The 15242-nt window shown below is 52.5% G+C and carries 15 protein-coding genes, 1 other RNA gene and 1 pseudogene; 14 read left to right on the top strand and 3 right to left on the bottom strand.

The window, feature by feature from the left end; all coding sequences use genetic code 11:
- Positions 1-25: 25 nt before the first annotated feature.
- Positions 26-1075, bottom strand: a complete 1050-nt coding sequence (locus tag M2422_RS09585; protein WP_233101016.1) for a PLP-dependent cysteine synthase family protein — start codon at positions 1073-1075, stop codon at positions 26-28.
- A 112-nt stretch (positions 1076-1187) separates the two neighbouring features.
- Between M2422_RS09585 and M2422_RS09580 the strand changes: the two genes are divergently transcribed.
- The 5 genes from M2422_RS09580 to amtB all read left to right on the top strand — a co-directional run bounded on the left by M2422_RS09580 (position 1188) and on the right by amtB (position 7107).
- Positions 1188-1646 carry an Lrp/AsnC family transcriptional regulator gene (locus M2422_RS09580; protein WP_029739897.1) on the top strand — a complete coding sequence of 153 codons (459 nt, stop codon included), beginning with the start codon at positions 1188-1190 and terminating at the stop codon, positions 1644-1646.
- Between the two features lie 30 nt (positions 1647-1676).
- On the top strand, positions 1677-3449 hold the full coding sequence (locus M2422_RS09575; protein WP_064673447.1) for a SmdA family multidrug ABC transporter permease/ATP-binding protein: 1773 nt from the start codon (positions 1677-1679) through the stop codon (positions 3447-3449).
- Positions 3442-5223 (top strand): SmdB family multidrug efflux ABC transporter permease/ATP-binding protein, encoded by a 1782-nt coding sequence (locus M2422_RS09570; RefSeq protein ID WP_047742676.1) that lies wholly within the window; start codon positions 3442-3444, stop codon positions 5221-5223. The genes M2422_RS09575 and M2422_RS09570 overlap by 8 nt, the downstream gene beginning before the upstream one ends.
- A 220-nt stretch (positions 5224-5443) precedes the next feature.
- Complete coding sequence (glnK, locus tag M2422_RS09565; protein WP_008503304.1) at positions 5444-5782, top strand: P-II family nitrogen regulator; 339 nt, start codon at positions 5444-5446, stop codon at positions 5780-5782.
- A 35-nt stretch (positions 5783-5817) separates the two neighbouring features.
- A complete protein-coding gene (gene amtB / locus M2422_RS09560) occupies positions 5818-7107 on the top strand; it encodes an ammonium transporter AmtB (RefSeq protein ID WP_023310584.1) in 1290 nt (429 codons plus the stop codon).
- A 95-nt stretch (positions 7108-7202) separates the two neighbouring features.
- Here the strand turns inward: amtB and tesB are convergent, their stop codons facing one another.
- Positions 7203-8063 carry an acyl-CoA thioesterase II gene (tesB, locus tag M2422_RS09555; RefSeq protein WP_023334719.1) on the bottom strand — a complete coding sequence of 287 codons (861 nt, stop codon included), beginning with the start codon at positions 8061-8063 and terminating at the stop codon, positions 7203-7205.
- Positions 8064-8263: 200 nt separating this feature from the next.
- Here tesB and M2422_RS09550 point away from each other — a divergent pair, with 200 nt between their 5' ends.
- Positions 8264-8791, top strand: a complete 528-nt coding sequence (locus M2422_RS09550) for a YbaY family lipoprotein (protein WP_008503301.1) — start codon at positions 8264-8266, stop codon at positions 8789-8791.
- 33 nt (positions 8792-8824) lie between these two features.
- Here the strand turns inward: M2422_RS09550 and M2422_RS09545 are convergent.
- Positions 8825-9222, bottom strand: a pseudogene (locus M2422_RS09545) (MGMT family protein).
- Positions 9223-9306: 84 nt separating this feature from the next.
- Here M2422_RS09545 and ffs point away from each other — a divergent pair.
- From ffs to M2422_RS09500, 8 genes are all read left to right on the top strand, one after another.
- Positions 9307-9403, top strand: an RNA gene (gene ffs, locus M2422_RS09540) — signal recognition particle sRNA small type.
- Between the two features lie 108 nt (positions 9404-9511).
- Positions 9512-10600, top strand: coding sequence for a site-specific integrase (locus tag M2422_RS09535; RefSeq protein WP_064673445.1), 1089 nt, complete (start codon positions 9512-9514; stop codon positions 10598-10600).
- A gap of 70 nt (positions 10601-10670) precedes the next feature.
- Positions 10671-11489 (top strand): abortive infection family protein, encoded by an 819-nt coding sequence (locus tag M2422_RS09530; RefSeq protein ID WP_064673444.1) that lies wholly within the window; start codon positions 10671-10673, stop codon positions 11487-11489.
- Between the two features lie 73 nt (positions 11490-11562).
- Complete coding sequence (locus M2422_RS09525; protein ID WP_064673443.1) at positions 11563-12096, top strand: hypothetical protein; 534 nt, start codon at positions 11563-11565, stop codon at positions 12094-12096.
- 9 nt (positions 12097-12105) lie between these two features.
- Complete coding sequence (locus M2422_RS09520) at positions 12106-12534, top strand: hypothetical protein (RefSeq protein ID WP_064673442.1); 429 nt, start codon at positions 12106-12108, stop codon at positions 12532-12534.
- A 393-nt stretch (positions 12535-12927) separates the two neighbouring features.
- Positions 12928-13680 carry an OB-fold protein gene (locus M2422_RS09510; RefSeq protein WP_064673490.1) on the top strand — a complete coding sequence of 251 codons (753 nt, stop codon included), beginning with the start codon at positions 12928-12930 and terminating at the stop codon, positions 13678-13680.
- A gap of 1017 nt (positions 13681-14697) precedes the next feature.
- Positions 14698-14949, top strand: a complete 252-nt coding sequence (locus tag M2422_RS09505) for a hypothetical protein (protein ID WP_023310587.1) — start codon at positions 14698-14700, stop codon at positions 14947-14949.
- Positions 14946-15161, top strand: a complete 216-nt coding sequence (locus M2422_RS09500; RefSeq protein WP_023310588.1) for a hypothetical protein — start codon at positions 14946-14948, stop codon at positions 15159-15161. Before M2422_RS09505 ends, M2422_RS09500 begins: the two co-directional genes overlap by 4 nt.
- Positions 15162-15242 lie beyond the last annotated feature (81 nt).

Here is a 15242-nt window from a genome sequence, read left to right as displayed (position 1 = left end):
AAGCCAGACTTCGGTCTGGCTTTTTTTATTTCACCAGGTCTGTAATCTGCGCTTTCCACGGGGCGATATCGCCGATGTTGGCATGCACCCACTCCGCGTTGTAGTAGGTATCGAGATAACGCTCGCCGCTGTCGCACAGCAGCGTGACGATGGAGCCGGTGCGGCCCTCTTCGCGCATACGTGCTGCAAGCTGCAGTGCGCCCCACATGTTGGTGCCCGTCGATGCGCCCACTTTGCGGCCCAGCTGCGTCTCCAGCCAGTGCGCCGTTGCCACGCTGGCGGCATCCGGCACGCGCATCATCTCATCCACAACGTCGGGGATGAAAGAGGGCTCAACGCGCGGGCGGCCAATCCCTTCAATTTTACTGCCCACCGGGCTGCGCAGTTCCGCATTGCGGTTTTGCCAGTAGTCGAGGAACACGGAGTTCTGCGGGTCAACCACCATCAGTTGGGTATCGTATCCCTGACAGCGGATATAGCGTCCAATCGTGGCTGACGTGCCGCCGGTACCGGCGCTCATGACGATACAGGACGGAACCGGATGCGGTTCGTGGGTCATCTGGCGGAAAATACTGTCGGCAATGTTGTTATTGCCGCGCCAGTCGGTCGCGCGCTCGGCGAAGGTGAACTGGTCCATATAGTGGCCGTTCAGCTCGCGGGCCAGCATTTCGGAGGCGGCGTAGATTTCGCAGGCGCTTTCCACAAAGTGGCAGCGACCGCCGTAAAATTCGATCTGCTCGATTTTGCGTTTTGCGGTGCAGGACGGCATCACCGCGATAAACGGCAGGCCCAGCAGGCGGGCGAAATAGGCTTCGGACACCGCCGTTGAGCCGGACGAAGATTCAATAATAGTGGTGCCTTCTTTGATCCAGCCGTTACATAAACCGTATAAAAACAGCGAGCGCGCCAGGCGATGCTTCAGGCTGCCGGTAGGATGGGTGCTTTCATCTTTCAGATAGAGCTGAATGCCGTCAAATCCCGGCAGAGAAAGGCGAATCAGGTGCGTATCCGCCGAGCGCTGATAGTCGGCATTGATTTCGCTGATTGCATGTTTAACCCAGGTGCTATTCATCATCGTTATCCGTTTGTCATTTTGTGCCTAGGATAGCGAAAAGCACAGAAAAAATTGTTGCTATCTGGCCTTTAAAATAGAATGAAGAGAGAAAAATTTTCTCTGTGAGGTGGGTATGCTAGATAAAATTGACCGCAAGCTCCTTTCATTGCTGCAAAATGACTGTACCCTCTCTTTGCAGGCGCTGGCAGATGCCGTTAATCTGACCACCACCCCGTGCTGGAAGCGCCTAAAGAAGCTGGAAGATGACGGCATTCTTCTGGGGCGCGTCGCGCTGTTAGATCCCGAAAAGCTGGGGCTTGGGCTGACGGCGTTTGTGCTGATAAAAACCCAGCATCACAGCAGCGACTGGTATTGCCGTTTCGTCACCCAGGTGTCGGAGATGCCCGAGGTGCTCGGTTTCTGGCGAATGGCCGGAGAGTACGATTACCTGATGCGCGTCCAGGTGGCCGACATGAAGCGCTATGATGATTTCTACAAGCGGCTGGTGAACAGCGTCCCGGGTTTGTCGGACGTCACCTCAAGCTTCGCCATGGAACAGATTAAATACACCACAGCATTACCTATTGAATAACTTCGTAAAATACCTTCAGGAACAAACCGCGTGCGATTATTTGCCCAACTAAGCTGGTACTTTCGTCGGGAGTGGCAACGCTACCTCGGCGCAGTATTCCTGCTTATTATCATTGCCATCCTGCAGCTGATCCCGCCGAAAGTGGTGGGGTACGTCGTGGATGGCGTCACCGAACAGCATTACACCACCGCACGGGTGTTGATGTGGGTCGGCACGCTGGTGCTGACGGCCGTCATTGTTTATCTGCTGCGCTACGTCTGGCGCGTGCTGCTGTTTGGTGCGTCCTATCAGCTGGCCGTTGAGCTGCGTGAAGATTTTTACCGCCAGCTGAGCCGACAGCATCCCGAATTTTATCTGCGTCATCGCACCGGGGATCTCATCGCCCGCGCGACAAACGACGTCGATCGCGTGGTCTTTGCCGCCGGGGAAGGGGTGCTGACGCTGGTGGACTCGCTGGTGATGGGCTGTGCGGTGCTGATCGTGATGTCCACGCAGATCAGCTGGCAGCTGACCCTGCTCGCCCTGCTGCCGATGCCGATCATGGCGCTGGCGATCAATCGCTATGGCGAACAGCTGCACGAGCGCTTTAAGCTGGCGCAGGCGGCGTTTTCATCTCTGAACGATCGCACCCAGGAGAGCATGACCAGCATCCGCATGATCAAAGCGTTTGGTCTGGAAGACCGGCAGTCTGCGCTGTTTGCCGCCGATGCGGCAGACACGGGGGCGAAAAACATGCGCGTCGCGCGTATCGACGCCCGCTTTGACCCGACGATTTATATCGCAATCGGCATGGCAAATATGCTGGCCATTGGCGGCGGAAGCTGGATGGTGGTGCAGGGCACGCTTACCCTGGGGCAATTGACCAGCTTTGCGATGTATCTGGGTCTCATGATCTGGCCGATGCTGGCGCTGGCCTGGATGTTTAACATCGTGGAGCGCGGCAGCGCCGCCTACAGCCGCATTCGCGCCATGCTGGCCGAAGCGCCGGTGGTCATCGACGGTAGCGAAGCCGTACCGGAAGGGCGCGGCGTCATGACCGTCGACGTCCGCAAGTTTGTCTACCCGCATACGGAGCATCCGGTGCTGGAGAACGTTAGCTTTACGCTTCAGCCGGGCCAGATGCTGGGGATCTGCGGCCCGACGGGATCCGGCAAAAGTACCGTGCTCTCTCTGCTTCAGCGCCACTTTGACGTCACCGAGGGCGATATCCGCTTCCACGATATTCCCCTGACCAGACTGCTGCTGGACGAGTGGCGCGGTCGCCTGGCGGTCGTCAGCCAGACGCCGTTTTTATTTTCGGACACCGTGGCGAACAACATTGCCCTGGGACGCCCTGCGGCAACGCAGGAAGAAATTGAGCATGTGGCGCGTCTGGCCAGCGTACATGATGACATTTTGCGTCTGCCGCAGGGCTACGAAACGGAAGTCGGGGAACGCGGCGTCATGCTGTCAGGGGGGCAAAAGCAGCGTATCTCCATTGCCCGCGCCCTGCTGCTGAATGCTGAAATCCTGATCCTGGATGATGCGCTTTCCGCCGTGGACGGTCGTACCGAGCATCAGATCCTGCATAACCTGCGCCAGTGGGGCGACGGACGCACGGTGATAATCAGCGCCCACCGTTTGTCGGCGCTCACCGAAGCCAGCGAAATTGTGGTCTTACAGCACGGGCACATTGCCCAGCGCGGGCAGCATGAAACGCTTGCCGAGCAGCCGGGCTGGTATCGCGATATGTACCGCTATCAACAGCTTGAGGCGGCGCTGGACGATGCACCAGAGCAGAATGAGGAGGCCGCCAATGCGTAAGCTTGGAACGATGTGGCCGACGCTAAAACGTCTGCTGGCCTACGGCTCGCCGTGGCGTAAACCGCTCTCCGTGGCCGTGCTTTTACTCTGGATTGCGGCGATCGCTGAAGTGAGCGGTCCGCTGCTCATCAGCTATTTTATCGACAACATGGTCGCCAAAAGCTATCTGCCGCTGGGGCTGGTGGCGGGCTTAGGCGTGGCCTACGTTGGCCTTCAGCTGACGGCAGCAGGGCTGCACTATGCGCAGTCGCTGCTGTTTAACCGTGCAGCCGTGGGCGTTGTTCAGCAGCTGCGTACGGATGTGATGGACGCGGCGCTTCGCCAGCCGCTCAGCGAATTTGATATCCAGCCGGTCGGGCAGGTGATTTCACGCGTGACCAACGATACCGAGGTGATCCGCGATCTGTACGTCACCGTGGTGGCAACCGTACTGCGCAGCGCGGCGCTGATTGGCGCGATGCTGGTGGCGATGTTCAGCCTCGACTGGCGCATGGCGCTGGTGGCGATCACCATCTTCCCGGCGGTGCTGATCGTGATGGTGATCTACCAGCGATACAGCACGCCGATTGTGCGTCGGGTGCGCGCTTACCTGGCCGACATCAACGATGGCTTCAACGAAGTGATCAACGGCATGAGCGTCATCCAGCAGTTCCGCCAGCAGGCGCGCTTTGGCGAGCGCATGGGCGAAGCCAGCCGATCGCACTACATGGCGCGCATGCAGACGCTGCGCCTCGACGGTTTCCTGCTGCGTCCGCTGCTCAGCCTTTTCTCTGCGCTGGTGCTTTGCGGGCTGCTGATGCTCTTTGGCCTGAGCTCAAACGGTACGATCGAAGTGGGCGTGCTGTACGCCTTTATTAGCTATCTGGGACGCCTTAACGAGCCGCTGATCGAGCTCACCACCCAGCAATCGATGCTGCAACAGGCGGTAGTTGCCGGTGAACGCGTGTTTGAGCTGATGGACAGGCCGCGCCAGGCCTACGGCAATGACGAGCGACCTCTGCAAAGCGGGACTATCGCCTTTGATAACGTCTCGTTTGCCTATCGCGAAGACCGGCTGGTGCTGCAGGACATCACGCTTGACGTTCCGTCGCGCGGTTTCGTGGCGCTGGTGGGGCATACCGGCAGCGGTAAGAGCACGCTTGCCAGCCTGTTGATGGGCTATTATCCGGTCACGCACGGCGAAATCCGCCTCGACGGGCGCCCGCTCGCGTCTCTCAGCCACACCGTGTTGCGTAAAGGCGTCGCGATGGTGCAGCAGGATCCGGTCGTGCTGGCCGATACCTTCTACGCCAACGTGACCCTGGGGCGAGACTACTCGCAGGAGCAGGTCTGGGACGTGCTGGAAAAAGTGCAGCTGGCAGAGCTGGCGCGCGGGTTTAGCGATGGGATCAATACCAAACTGGGCGAGCAGGGGAACAATCTCTCCGTCGGGCAAAAGCAGCTCCTGGCGCTGGCGCGGGTGCTGATTGAAACGCCGCAGATACTGATTCTGGATGAAGCCACGGCCAGTATTGACTCCGGCACCGAACAGGCCATCCAGCAGGCGCTGGCCGCCGTACGCGACCATACGACGCTGGTGGTGATTGCCCACCGTCTTTCCACCATCGTCGATGCCGATACCATTCTGGTGCTACATCGCGGACAGGCCGTTGAACGCGGTACGCACCGTGAACTGCTGGAAGCAAAAGGGCGCTACTGGCAGATGTACCAGCTGCAGCTGGCGGGCGAAGAGCTGGCGGCCAGCGTGCGTGATGAAGAGTCGCTTAGCGCCTGATGCACCAAAATGAGGCGACGCGCTAACAGTCATTCCTGTTGGTGCAAAACTGAAACGCACCGTGCACCGGCATGGTGCGTTTTTTTTCGCCTGTTCGTTTATTACGGCCGCGTAATGCTCTGTGCGCCGCCGTTCCCCCTCGTTTTCATTTCTGGCACACCCCTTGCAATACCTTCTGCGTAAGCTGCGGCCATTACCGAATTCTGACTGGAGGGGATCTATGAAGCTGGTTACGGTTGTAATCAAACCATTCAAACTCGAAGACGTGCGTGAAGCGTTGTCTTCAATGGGTATTCAGGGACTGACTGTCACCGAAGTGAAAGGCTTTGGTCGTCAGAAGGGTCATGCCGAGCTTTATCGCGGGGCGGAATACAGCGTTAACTTTCTGCCAAAAGTAAAAATTGATGTCGCGATTGCTGACGATCAGCTTGATGAAGTCATTGATGTCATTAGCAAAGCGGCCTATACCGGCAAAATTGGCGACGGCAAAATTTTCGTTGCCGAACTGCAGCGCGTCATTCGCATCCGTACCGGCGAATCTGACGAAGCGGCATTGTAAATAACGCCTGGCACACAGTGATAGGGATCGAGAAAATGAAGATAGCAACACTTAAAACGGGTCTGGGTTCGCTGGCGCTGCTGCCGGGCCTGGCGCTGGCTGCTACCCCTGCGGTGGTCGACAAAGCCGATAACGCCTTTATGATGATCAGCACCGCGCTGGTGCTGTTCATGTCAATTCCGGGCATTGCGCTGTTCTACGGCGGCCTGATCCGTGGCAAAAACGTTCTCTCCATGCTGACGCAGGTTGCCGTGACGTTCGCACTGGTCTGCGTGCTGTGGGTGGTTTACGGTTACTCTCTGGCGTTCGGTACGGGCAACGCGTTCTTTGGTAACTTCGACTGGGTGATGCTGAAAAATATTGAGCTGACCGCGCTGATGGGCAGTTTCTATCAGTACATCCACGTTGCGTTCCAGGGCTCCTTCGCCTGTATTACCGTCGGGCTGATTGTGGGCGCGCTCGCCGAGCGTATTCGTTTCTCTGCCGTGCTGATCTTCGTGGTGGTCTGGATGACGCTCTCCTATGTGCCGATTGCGCACATGGTCTGGGGTGGCGGTCTGCTGGCAACGCACGGCGCGCTGGACTTCGCGGGCGGTACCGTTGTACACATCAACGCCGCGGTAGCGGGTCTGGTGGGTGCCTACCTGATTGGCAAACGCGTGGGCTTCGGTAAAGAAGCGTTTAAACCGCACAACCTGCCGATGGTGTTTACCGGTACGGCTATCCTCTACTTTGGCTGGTTTGGCTTCAACGCCGGCTCGGCAAGTGCAGCAAACGAAATCGCCGCGCTGGCCTTCGTGAACACCGTTGTGGCCACGGCGGGTGCAATCCTCTCTTGGGTGTTTGGCGAGTGGGCGGTACGCGGTAAACCTTCTTTGCTGGGTGCCTGTTCGGGTGCCATTGCCGGTCTGGTTGGCATTACGCCAGCATGCGGTTATGTCGGCGTGGGTGGCGCGCTGCTGGTCGGCCTGGTTTCCGGTCTGGCGGGTCTGTGGGGCGTGACCGCACTGAAACGTGTGCTGCGCGTTGACGACCCATGCGATGTGTTTGGTGTTCACGGCGTGTGCGGCATCGTAGGTTGTATCATGACCGGTATCTTTGCCGCGAAGTCGCTCGGTGGCGTGGGCTACGCAGAAGGCGTGACCATGGTTCATCAGGTGCTGGTGCAGCTGGAAAGTATTGCTATCACCGTTGTCTGGTCTGCCGTTGTGGCCTTCATTGGCTATAAGCTGGCGGATATGACGGTGGGTCTGCGCGTACCGGAAGAGCAGGAGCGCGAAGGCCTGGACGTCAACAGCCACGGCGAGAATGCGTATAACGCCTGATAAACAGCAAAACGGCAACCCAGGTTGCCGTTTTTATTGTGTATTCCCTCTCCCCGTGGGAGAGGGTCAGGGTGAGGGCATCAGGCCGCACACAATCACCCGCGATTACGCATTACCCCTTCCTGCACCGTAGACGCGACCAGCACGCCATCCTGAGTATAAAACTCCCCGCGCACAAACCCGCGCGCGCTCGACGCTGACGTACTCTCCACGCTGTAAAGCAGCCACTCATTCATGTTGAACGGACGGTGGAACCACATGGAGTGATCGATCGTCGCGACCTGCATCCCTTTTTCCAGGAAACCAACGCCGTGCGGCTGCAGCGCCACCGGCAGGAAGTTGAAATCTGACGCATAGCCGAGCAGATACTGATGCACGCGGAAATCTTCCGGCACGGTCCCGTTGGCACGGATCCAGACCTGGCGCTTCGGTTCGGCGGTATGGCCTTTCATCGGGTTGTGGAACTCAACCGGGCGGATCTCCAGCGGCTTATCGCAGAGAAACTTCTCTTTGACCTGCGGCGGAAGCAGATGCGCCAGCGCGCGGGCGATATCCGTCTCTGATTTTAAAGAGTCGGGCGACGGAGCCGGGGGCATCACTTTTTGATGTTCGTAGCCGGGTTCCGGCGCCTGGAAAGAGGCGGTCATGTAAAAGATCGGCTTGCCGTTTTGAATGGCCGCTACGCGGCGTGCGCTGAAGCTGTTGCCGTCTCGCAGGACTTCAACGTCATACACAATCGGTTTTGCGCTATCGCCAGGGCGTAAGAAGTAGCTGTGGAATGAATGCACCAGACGGTCTGCCGGGACAGTCTCCTTTGCTGCGTACAGAGCTTGTCCAACGACTTGCCCCCCGAAGACCTGGCGTAAGCCGAGATCTTCGCTCTGTCCGCGAAAGAGTCCTTCCTCAATTTTTTCCAGATTCAGTAATGTCAGCAGATTGTTCAGTGCCTGACTCATAGTTGTCCTCAATAAACGCCGTAGCGAAAGATAGGCAGAGTATAACGCAGAAATGAAAGTGGTCCGATGGGTAGAATAATCTGAATATCGGCACGTTTTCAGGCATAAATCGGTGATCTGTGCCACACTTGAATACGTTATGTGATTGAAACGACATCGGATGGGATCGATCCCGCTGGTGCATTGATAAGGAGACTTCAATGAAACTCGTGCCCATGCTAAGTGGTGTAGCTATTGCGGTGGCGTTGTCCGCCTGTGCCGGTAAAAGCGCCCAAGTGCCAGTACCAGCAGCCGACCCGAACGGGATTAATACCCTTTCACAGCAATCCATTCAGCAGCCTAATGTTTCCGGTACCATCTGGATTAAACAGAAAGTGGCGTTGCCGCCGGATGCGGTATTAACCGTAACGCTGTCTGATGCTTCTCTGGCCGACGCGCCGTCGAAAGTCGTTGCCCAGCGTGCCGTTCGTACTGAAGGCAAGCAGGCGCCGTTTAGCTTCGTATTGCCGTATAACCCGTCGGACGTGCAGCCTAACGCCCGTATCCTGCTGAGCGCAGCGGTAACCATCAACGGCAAGCTGGTCTTTATCACCGATACGGTCCAGGAAGCGATCAACAACGGTGGGACAAAAATCGATCTGAACCTGGTGCCGGTGCAGCAGACCGAAGTGCCGGTCGCACCGCAGACCAATCAGCCGTCTCTGCCAACTCCACCGACTCAGATGTAATTTCTGCATTTCCCCTCTCCTCCGGGAGAGGGGTCAATACACCCAGCGAAACTTCTGCAAATCGATCTGACCCGACCCTGACACCTGCACACCCTCTGAAAGTAACGCCTGACGCTGACGCTGAAGATCCGGCCCGGTGAGTGAAATGGCGCCATGACGGTTCACCACCCGATGCCAGGGCAGGGTACTGCCTTCCGGCAGCCGTTTCAGGACGCCTCCAACCTGTCGCGCCGCGCGCGGGAAACCGGCCAGACGCGCGACATCACCATAGGTGGTGACGTAGCCTTCCGGGATTGAGGCCACGATTTGCCATACGCGCTGTGGAAAGGAGTCGTGTTCGTCCATACCTTTACCTGTGGGGAGTTTCTGGAAAGCTATGGTAAACGAAGATCTTCATGATTGCTGCGCCTGTTTGCGCAAGAAACCAGCATCCGGTTGCTGGTCGCTTGCAATTGGGCCTTAGCACAGGGATAATGCGCCAGCGCGTTGGTTATCAACGCTCTCAATGGGGGCTCTGTTGGTTCTCCCGCAACGCTACTCTGTTCACCAGGTCAGGTCCGGAAGGAAGCAGCCAGGGCAGACGACGTGTGTGCCGGGATGTAGCTGGCAGGGCCCCCACCCATTTCTGCTAAGTGCATGATATCCATCATGTAACCCTCTGTTTTCGTGCATTGAAACGGCGGTGATACAACTTTCGTGTATCACTTAGGACGCTAATCAATGTCGCATCTGATGCTTTCCCGTCACGGGATCTGGTACTACCGTAGGGTCTACCTGACACCTCGGAAACGCCGTGAAATTCGTATTTCTCTTCGCACACGTTCCAAGCGTGAAGCTTTGCTCCGTGTGGAGAAATATCTCACCTCACAACCTTTCCACTGCGTTCCGCAGTCCATCCCGGCACACACTGCAACCCCGTCTGCTTCCTTCCAACAACCACAACAGAAAAAGCCTTTCAAGAGCCTGAAGAGCGAGCTTGATAAGTACACCAAGGCTAAAACAGGAGAGGTTGGTGAACGGGAAATACTGACGATCAATAGGTGCGTAAATGCATATCTGAATTCTACAAAAGAGCCTTTCAGCAAGAGAAGCGCGGCGGCATTTGTCGATGATCTTGAAGGTTCAGCATCCACCAGAAACCGTTACATCAAAAAGAACTCGGCGTTTTTCAAAGGGCTTGCAACTCGCACGGACGAAGAGATTCGAAACCCATTTGAGGGGATGGGTGTTAAGGAAACAACCGCACCGATGGATCGCCGTCCTGCATACACGTTCAACGATTTGAAACGGTTGCACATTGCTTTGCATGGCGTGAAAGATTGGAAGCGGTGGATCATTCTGATAGGTCGCTATTCTGGTATGAGGCAGAATGAGATTTGCCAGCTTTACCACAATGACGTGATGAAAGTTGACGGGGTTTGGTGCCTCCGTGTTGATAACTTGAATCCGAATCAGACGCTCAAAACCGACAGTTCACGGCGGTTCGTTCCGATCCATTCGCAACTGCTGACGCTTGGTCTGCTTGATTTCACCAAAGAAAGGAAAGGACATTTGTTCCCTGAGCTAACCTTGCATCTTGGTAGCTATGGTCACTATTTCAGCCGTTGGTTTACGAGGTTCAGAGGCAAGCATAGCCTGCCTGAATATCATTCACTGCGCCACTATGCCGCCACAACATTTAAACAGAATGGTTTCCCTGAACAGTTCGCTTCGCAGGTGCTCGGACACTCGAATGCAACGATCACGTACAATCGATACGGGAAGGGCGTTGATGTCTCGCGATTGGTTGAATTGGTGGAGTATCTATGATGGTTGTGCTGGTAGCTTTGTAGGGATAAAGTCGTTATCGATATAAGGCCGGAATAATAAGGGATTAATTATGAAATTTGTTCTTACCGAGATCATCTTGGTTGCAATAGCTCGTCTTGTTGGAGATGCACAGGCGGATGCCCCTAGGTCACCTTCTCATTCAGATTTGAGTTATGCTTTTGAAAGACATTGCTTATCACATGTTGATCCAAAAAATCAGCAAGTTGTAGGTAAGACTAAACGTGTTCGTGCTGTCCTCTCTTGGGCATTGGATAACGATCCTGAAGCTGGATATAAACTGGCATTGACGCTTTTGCAGGATGTTAAAGTAGCTGGAGGTTTTAGACCAGAGTCGACCAACTATGCGGGACGCGATGCCATCCAAGGGGCAATTGAAGCCTTTAGAGAACAAGGTCTAATTTTGACAGAAGAAGGCTCTTTAGTTCGTCAAAGTATTGAAGGTCTTCGAGGGCGTGAATTAACTGAAGCATTGAGAAAATATGCTGATAGAGCGAGGCGCGGTGCTGAAGATGCTGCACTTCTCTCTGGAACCAGTAAGGATCTTTTGGAAGCAACAGCAGCACATGTTATCACCCAAAAATTTGGGACCTATCCTCAACAAGCTAATTTTCCTGCCTTGCTTGGACAGGCATTCATCGCTCTTGGATTAGCCACACCAGAAGATAAGATCGAAAATCTTGAAGCTCCTCATCATACAATGGAGCGGGGGATGTTTAACACTGCCATTGGTATCAATAAATTGAGAAATAAGCAGGGAACTGGACATGGTAGGCCTTGGTTACCAACAATAAAAGAAAGTGAGGCAAAAGCTGCCATTGAGATGGCGGGGGTCATATCTAGCTATATGATTGATAAACTTACTAATTAATACTAATACCATTATTCAGTGCTTGTTTATTATGCATACCATATAAAATCACTAAAAAAGTAGGGGTAAAGGCATGGATGTTGAAAAGGCACAAGCGATTGAAAACAGTATGATGTGCTTAACGATATTTTCACGATCCATCCACACTTTTTTCGCGCTGGCTAACGTTCTAGAACACCTGGATCGTGGGACTGGTGATTTATTCCCGTTCAGGGGAGTTTGCAATGCCTTGATTGGTGATGCGGCGATACACTGGTGCAAAGTTTTTGGATCTGATGCTGAGGCTACTCACTGGAAATGTGTAATCGATGATCACGATGGGTTTCGAAAGTTTTTATTCGAAGAACTGCGAACGACGCCAACCGAATTTCATGCTTATTGGAAGAAAATGACTGAATTCAGAAGCAATGTAATCGCGCATTTTAACGCTGAACATTTTTTGAACGGTTCAACACCTGAGTTTGATACGGCGATTGCAGCAGCGGCAACGGCGCATAAATACATGTACCGAACCTTCCCTCCAAATGTGAATTACGTCGGGCCTATGGATTTAGTCAGTTATGGTAAAACTGCGTCTGAAGCAGTAATGAATCGAATTTTAGTTTAAGGAAACAATATGTCTGGAATGTTAGCAAGTACAGCTGCCGCTGTTGGCATTATTGATAAAGCTGTCGGTATCGCAAAGAAACTTGCAGATGATGGCGGTGAGCTTGATAAGGCGACGCTTAAACTTGAGCTTGCAAACCTCATGACAGAGCTTGCAAGTGTTAAGATGGAAGTTATCACCACCCAAGCGCTACTTTTTGATGCAGAACAAAAGAACAAGCAATTAGAGGAGCAGTTAAAGGATAAGCAAGTCTTCATTTTCCAAAACGGTGTTTGGTGGAAAGAGGGTGATGAAATAGCATTTTGCCCTAAATGCTATGAAAGTGAGAATATTAAATTCCACATGGAAGCAAGGGAGAAGGTCATCGGTATGATGGGATCATACGACTATAAGCATTGGCATTGCCGCCGCTGCAATTCTGATTTTGACAGAATTTAACCTTACTTGTCCTCTGTAGAGAATGTTTTCACGTTTGGACAATGCTTGCTGTTCGTTTTGTACATAAAATCGTAGATTGAATTGGAATAGCGACACAGCGTCCCGTTGGCAGTCTGGGTCTGTTCTGTCAGTTGCATGGTGATTTTGCCTGCCATTGCATAAAAAGCCACCAGAGTACCGCAAATCAATAGAATTCCTCTCATATATTCCCCCTAGAATGATCTGCCTTCTACAATGCCAAATGGCAATCCGAGTAAACATCCTTGGAAGATTATAGTAACCAAATTGATCAATTTTAACGATCAATTTTATTATTTTGATCGATTAAAGTAATTAATTGCGTTGAGGCACCTACCGTTGGTGCACTTAATCTATTCAGCTATGGAGGCTGTTTTGAAAAAGATTCTTGCATTACCTCTTATGTTCTTTTCCTTCTCGTCCTTCTCTGAAGGCGTTCCGTCTACAGATGTACAACCATACCCTGAGTACCTGGCGGCCTATGTCAAAACGTTGATTACTGCTGGATGTGAACAAACCTTGAAAGGTGGTTCTGAGGACGTATTGATCAAACGGGCAACGAAGGGTATGAAGAAGGACACGGCGAGTTACGATAATGTACACAATGCTATCGTTTTGGGGGCTGGTTTCGGCAACGGACTGAAGGAAAAAGGTAAACTTATCACCAAAGAAAAAATCGCGATTGAAAGTTGTGGTGGTGCAGCGGCCTATACCATGATGCAAAAAGAGTTTATAAAAACGGTCGTTGCTAGTATGACTAATCCGGAACAATCTCAGGTTGCCGATAGTAAACCCAAAGTGCCAGCTTCTGATGAGGGCATTTACCGTACAACAGCAAAAGCTCTGGCGAAACTGTACAGCGCTAATGAAGTTGCAGCGGATGACAAGATTGGTGGTCGTAAGGTGGAAATGACCGGAATTGTTCAGGACATAACAAAAAATTTCGCAAATGATGTAGTCCTTAAACTTGAAAGTGGTAATCGCTTCATGCCTGTCAGCCTGAGTATGGCTGATTCAGAGATGGCACAGGCGTCGAAATTGAAAAAGGGGCAGAAGATCACCGTGACCTGCGAAAAGATGCAGCTTTTCATCGGTGCTCCGTCTGGCGGCAACTGCACCTTTAACTAATCAGTCTAACTGTCTGCCGGGTAAAACTCCCGGCAACTCATCAACCCACCTCGTGGGTGTCCCTGCTATTTGCCGATCCAGCTTACATGCTCTTGCTGAAAATATCCTACGGCTCTCTGGGCCATGTGCCTGACTTGACAGACGATCCCTCAATAATTTCTTATTCTCTTGCAGAAATATCGCAGAGCCGACACTCCCAGCAATGCACTTCACCACTTCATCCCATAGGGCATAACAACAGGGAAACTTGGCACAATAGAGCGTTTTACTGTTCGTTTTCTGGTCTATTTAACATAATGGTTCTTATAAGTACTTGACTGGAATTGTCAGATATTGCTTTTCGGAGCGTTGATGCGAAGCGGGGTAGACAACAGCGATTTCATCTGTAGTGGTCTAGCATTCCTAAGCGTAGCGCCAGCAATCACCTGATTGAAGCTCCGCTTTATGCTTTTCAGGACCGTATTACAGCGGCAGACGTGCAACCATATCGCAAACCAGGCTCCGACCTGCAAATGTCTGTAATGGATGCGGTCAATTCTTCTGCTGTCGCAATGCTTGAGAAGGCTATCAGTGAAGCTCTGTTGAAGTTGAGAAAGAAGAATGCAATCTGAGGCTGGGGCAACCCGGCTTTTTTGTGTCTGTCGCATGAGAAAATAGCTTGCCCGTGTCTCCTTATGGTGATACAAATTCATAGCCTCACTGCTGTTTAGTGCATTGAAATACATGGGCTTTATTCGAAAAGGCTTAGCTGGCAGGGCCCCCACCCATTTGTGGCCTCATAAGATCCTTCAGCTTCACCTCTCCCTTACATCATTACTCCACAATAAAACTACACCTGTATCGTGTAATATATATTTCATTACACTGAAATATTATTGTCATAAACCTGTAATAATAGACTGTCATTTTATAATCGGACGGTTATTTTCTTCCATAACTCAAAAAAATATATATCTGGATAAGATTGTTAAGTTCGTGTATTAAATAAAGTACTTATTCCGAAGGGAAGTGACAAACATGGCTACAGCGGTATTAAACGTTAAGATTGATGACGCGCTAAAAGAAAGGCTTCGCCACTATGCGGAAGTCAATAACGAGAATTTAAGCGTGACGACAGAGAAACTGCTGCTGCTGGCGTTCGAAGCAGTAGAAGAGGCGGGAGTATCGGAAGAGGATATTGATAATCAGCATACGGAAGAAGAGAGTGTTTCTCCTTTTACTCCTAAAGAAATCAAGGCCCTACGTAAACTTCTGAAGAAGAGAAAATGAAACAACAACTGTCAACCGCCAGTGACTACAACGAGGCCTGCGATCTGTTGCGTTCAGGCTACGTGAAGCATGTACGTCTTGGCTGGAATGTTGGAAGCGATGAGTTCTTTCGAATTGCGTCTGACTGGTGTGATACCGGTGCAAAAATTAAGAAAGACGGTGATAACTTCGTTATTTCACTAAAAGGCTTTCCTATTCCTCCTCAGCATTAAACCCTGACCAGTGAAAACTGCTGACTGCATATGTTACAGTCAGCAGTTTTTATTTTATGATCTGCTTCTAATATTTTAATA

Source organism: Enterobacter sp. SLBN-59 (assembly GCF_024807915.1).
Classification (GTDB): Bacteria; Pseudomonadota; Gammaproteobacteria; order Enterobacterales; family Enterobacteriaceae; genus Enterobacter; species Enterobacter asburiae_B.
This window is presented reverse-complemented; position numbering and strand designations above follow the sequence as displayed.

Excerpts from the sequence above, each read along its gene's own strand:
- M2422_RS09525 (WP_064673443.1), top strand. The coding sequence starts at position 11,563 with ATGGATGTTGAAAAGGCACAAGCGATTGAAAACAGTATGATGTGCTTA.
- glnK (WP_008503304.1), top strand. The coding sequence starts at position 5,444 with ATGAAGCTGGTTACGGTTGTAATCAAACCATTCAAACTCGAAGACGTG.
- M2422_RS09585 (WP_233101016.1), bottom strand. The coding sequence starts at position 1,075 with ATGATGAATAGCACCTGGGTTAAACATGCAATCAGCGAAATCAATGCC.
- M2422_RS09505 (WP_023310587.1), top strand. The coding sequence starts at position 14,698 with ATGGCTACAGCGGTATTAAACGTTAAGATTGATGACGCGCTAAAAGAA.
- M2422_RS09500 (WP_023310588.1), top strand. The coding sequence starts at position 14,946 with ATGAAACAACAACTGTCAACCGCCAGTGACTACAACGAGGCCTGCGAT.
- M2422_RS09535 (WP_064673445.1), top strand. The coding sequence starts at position 9,512 with ATGTCGCATCTGATGCTTTCCCGTCACGGGATCTGGTACTACCGTAGG.
- M2422_RS09570 (WP_047742676.1), top strand. The coding sequence starts at position 3,442 with ATGCGTAAGCTTGGAACGATGTGGCCGACGCTAAAACGTCTGCTGGCC.
- amtB (WP_023310584.1), top strand. The coding sequence starts at position 5,818 with ATGAAGATAGCAACACTTAAAACGGGTCTGGGTTCGCTGGCGCTGCTG.
- M2422_RS09520 (WP_064673442.1), top strand. The coding sequence starts at position 12,106 with ATGTCTGGAATGTTAGCAAGTACAGCTGCCGCTGTTGGCATTATTGAT.
- M2422_RS09580 (WP_029739897.1), top strand. The coding sequence starts at position 1,188 with ATGCTAGATAAAATTGACCGCAAGCTCCTTTCATTGCTGCAAAATGAC.
- M2422_RS09550 (WP_008503301.1), top strand. The coding sequence starts at position 8,264 with ATGAAACTCGTGCCCATGCTAAGTGGTGTAGCTATTGCGGTGGCGTTG.
- M2422_RS09530 (WP_064673444.1), top strand. The coding sequence starts at position 10,671 with ATGAAATTTGTTCTTACCGAGATCATCTTGGTTGCAATAGCTCGTCTT.
- tesB (WP_023334719.1), bottom strand. The coding sequence starts at position 8,063 with ATGAGTCAGGCACTGAACAATCTGCTGACATTACTGAATCTGGAAAAA.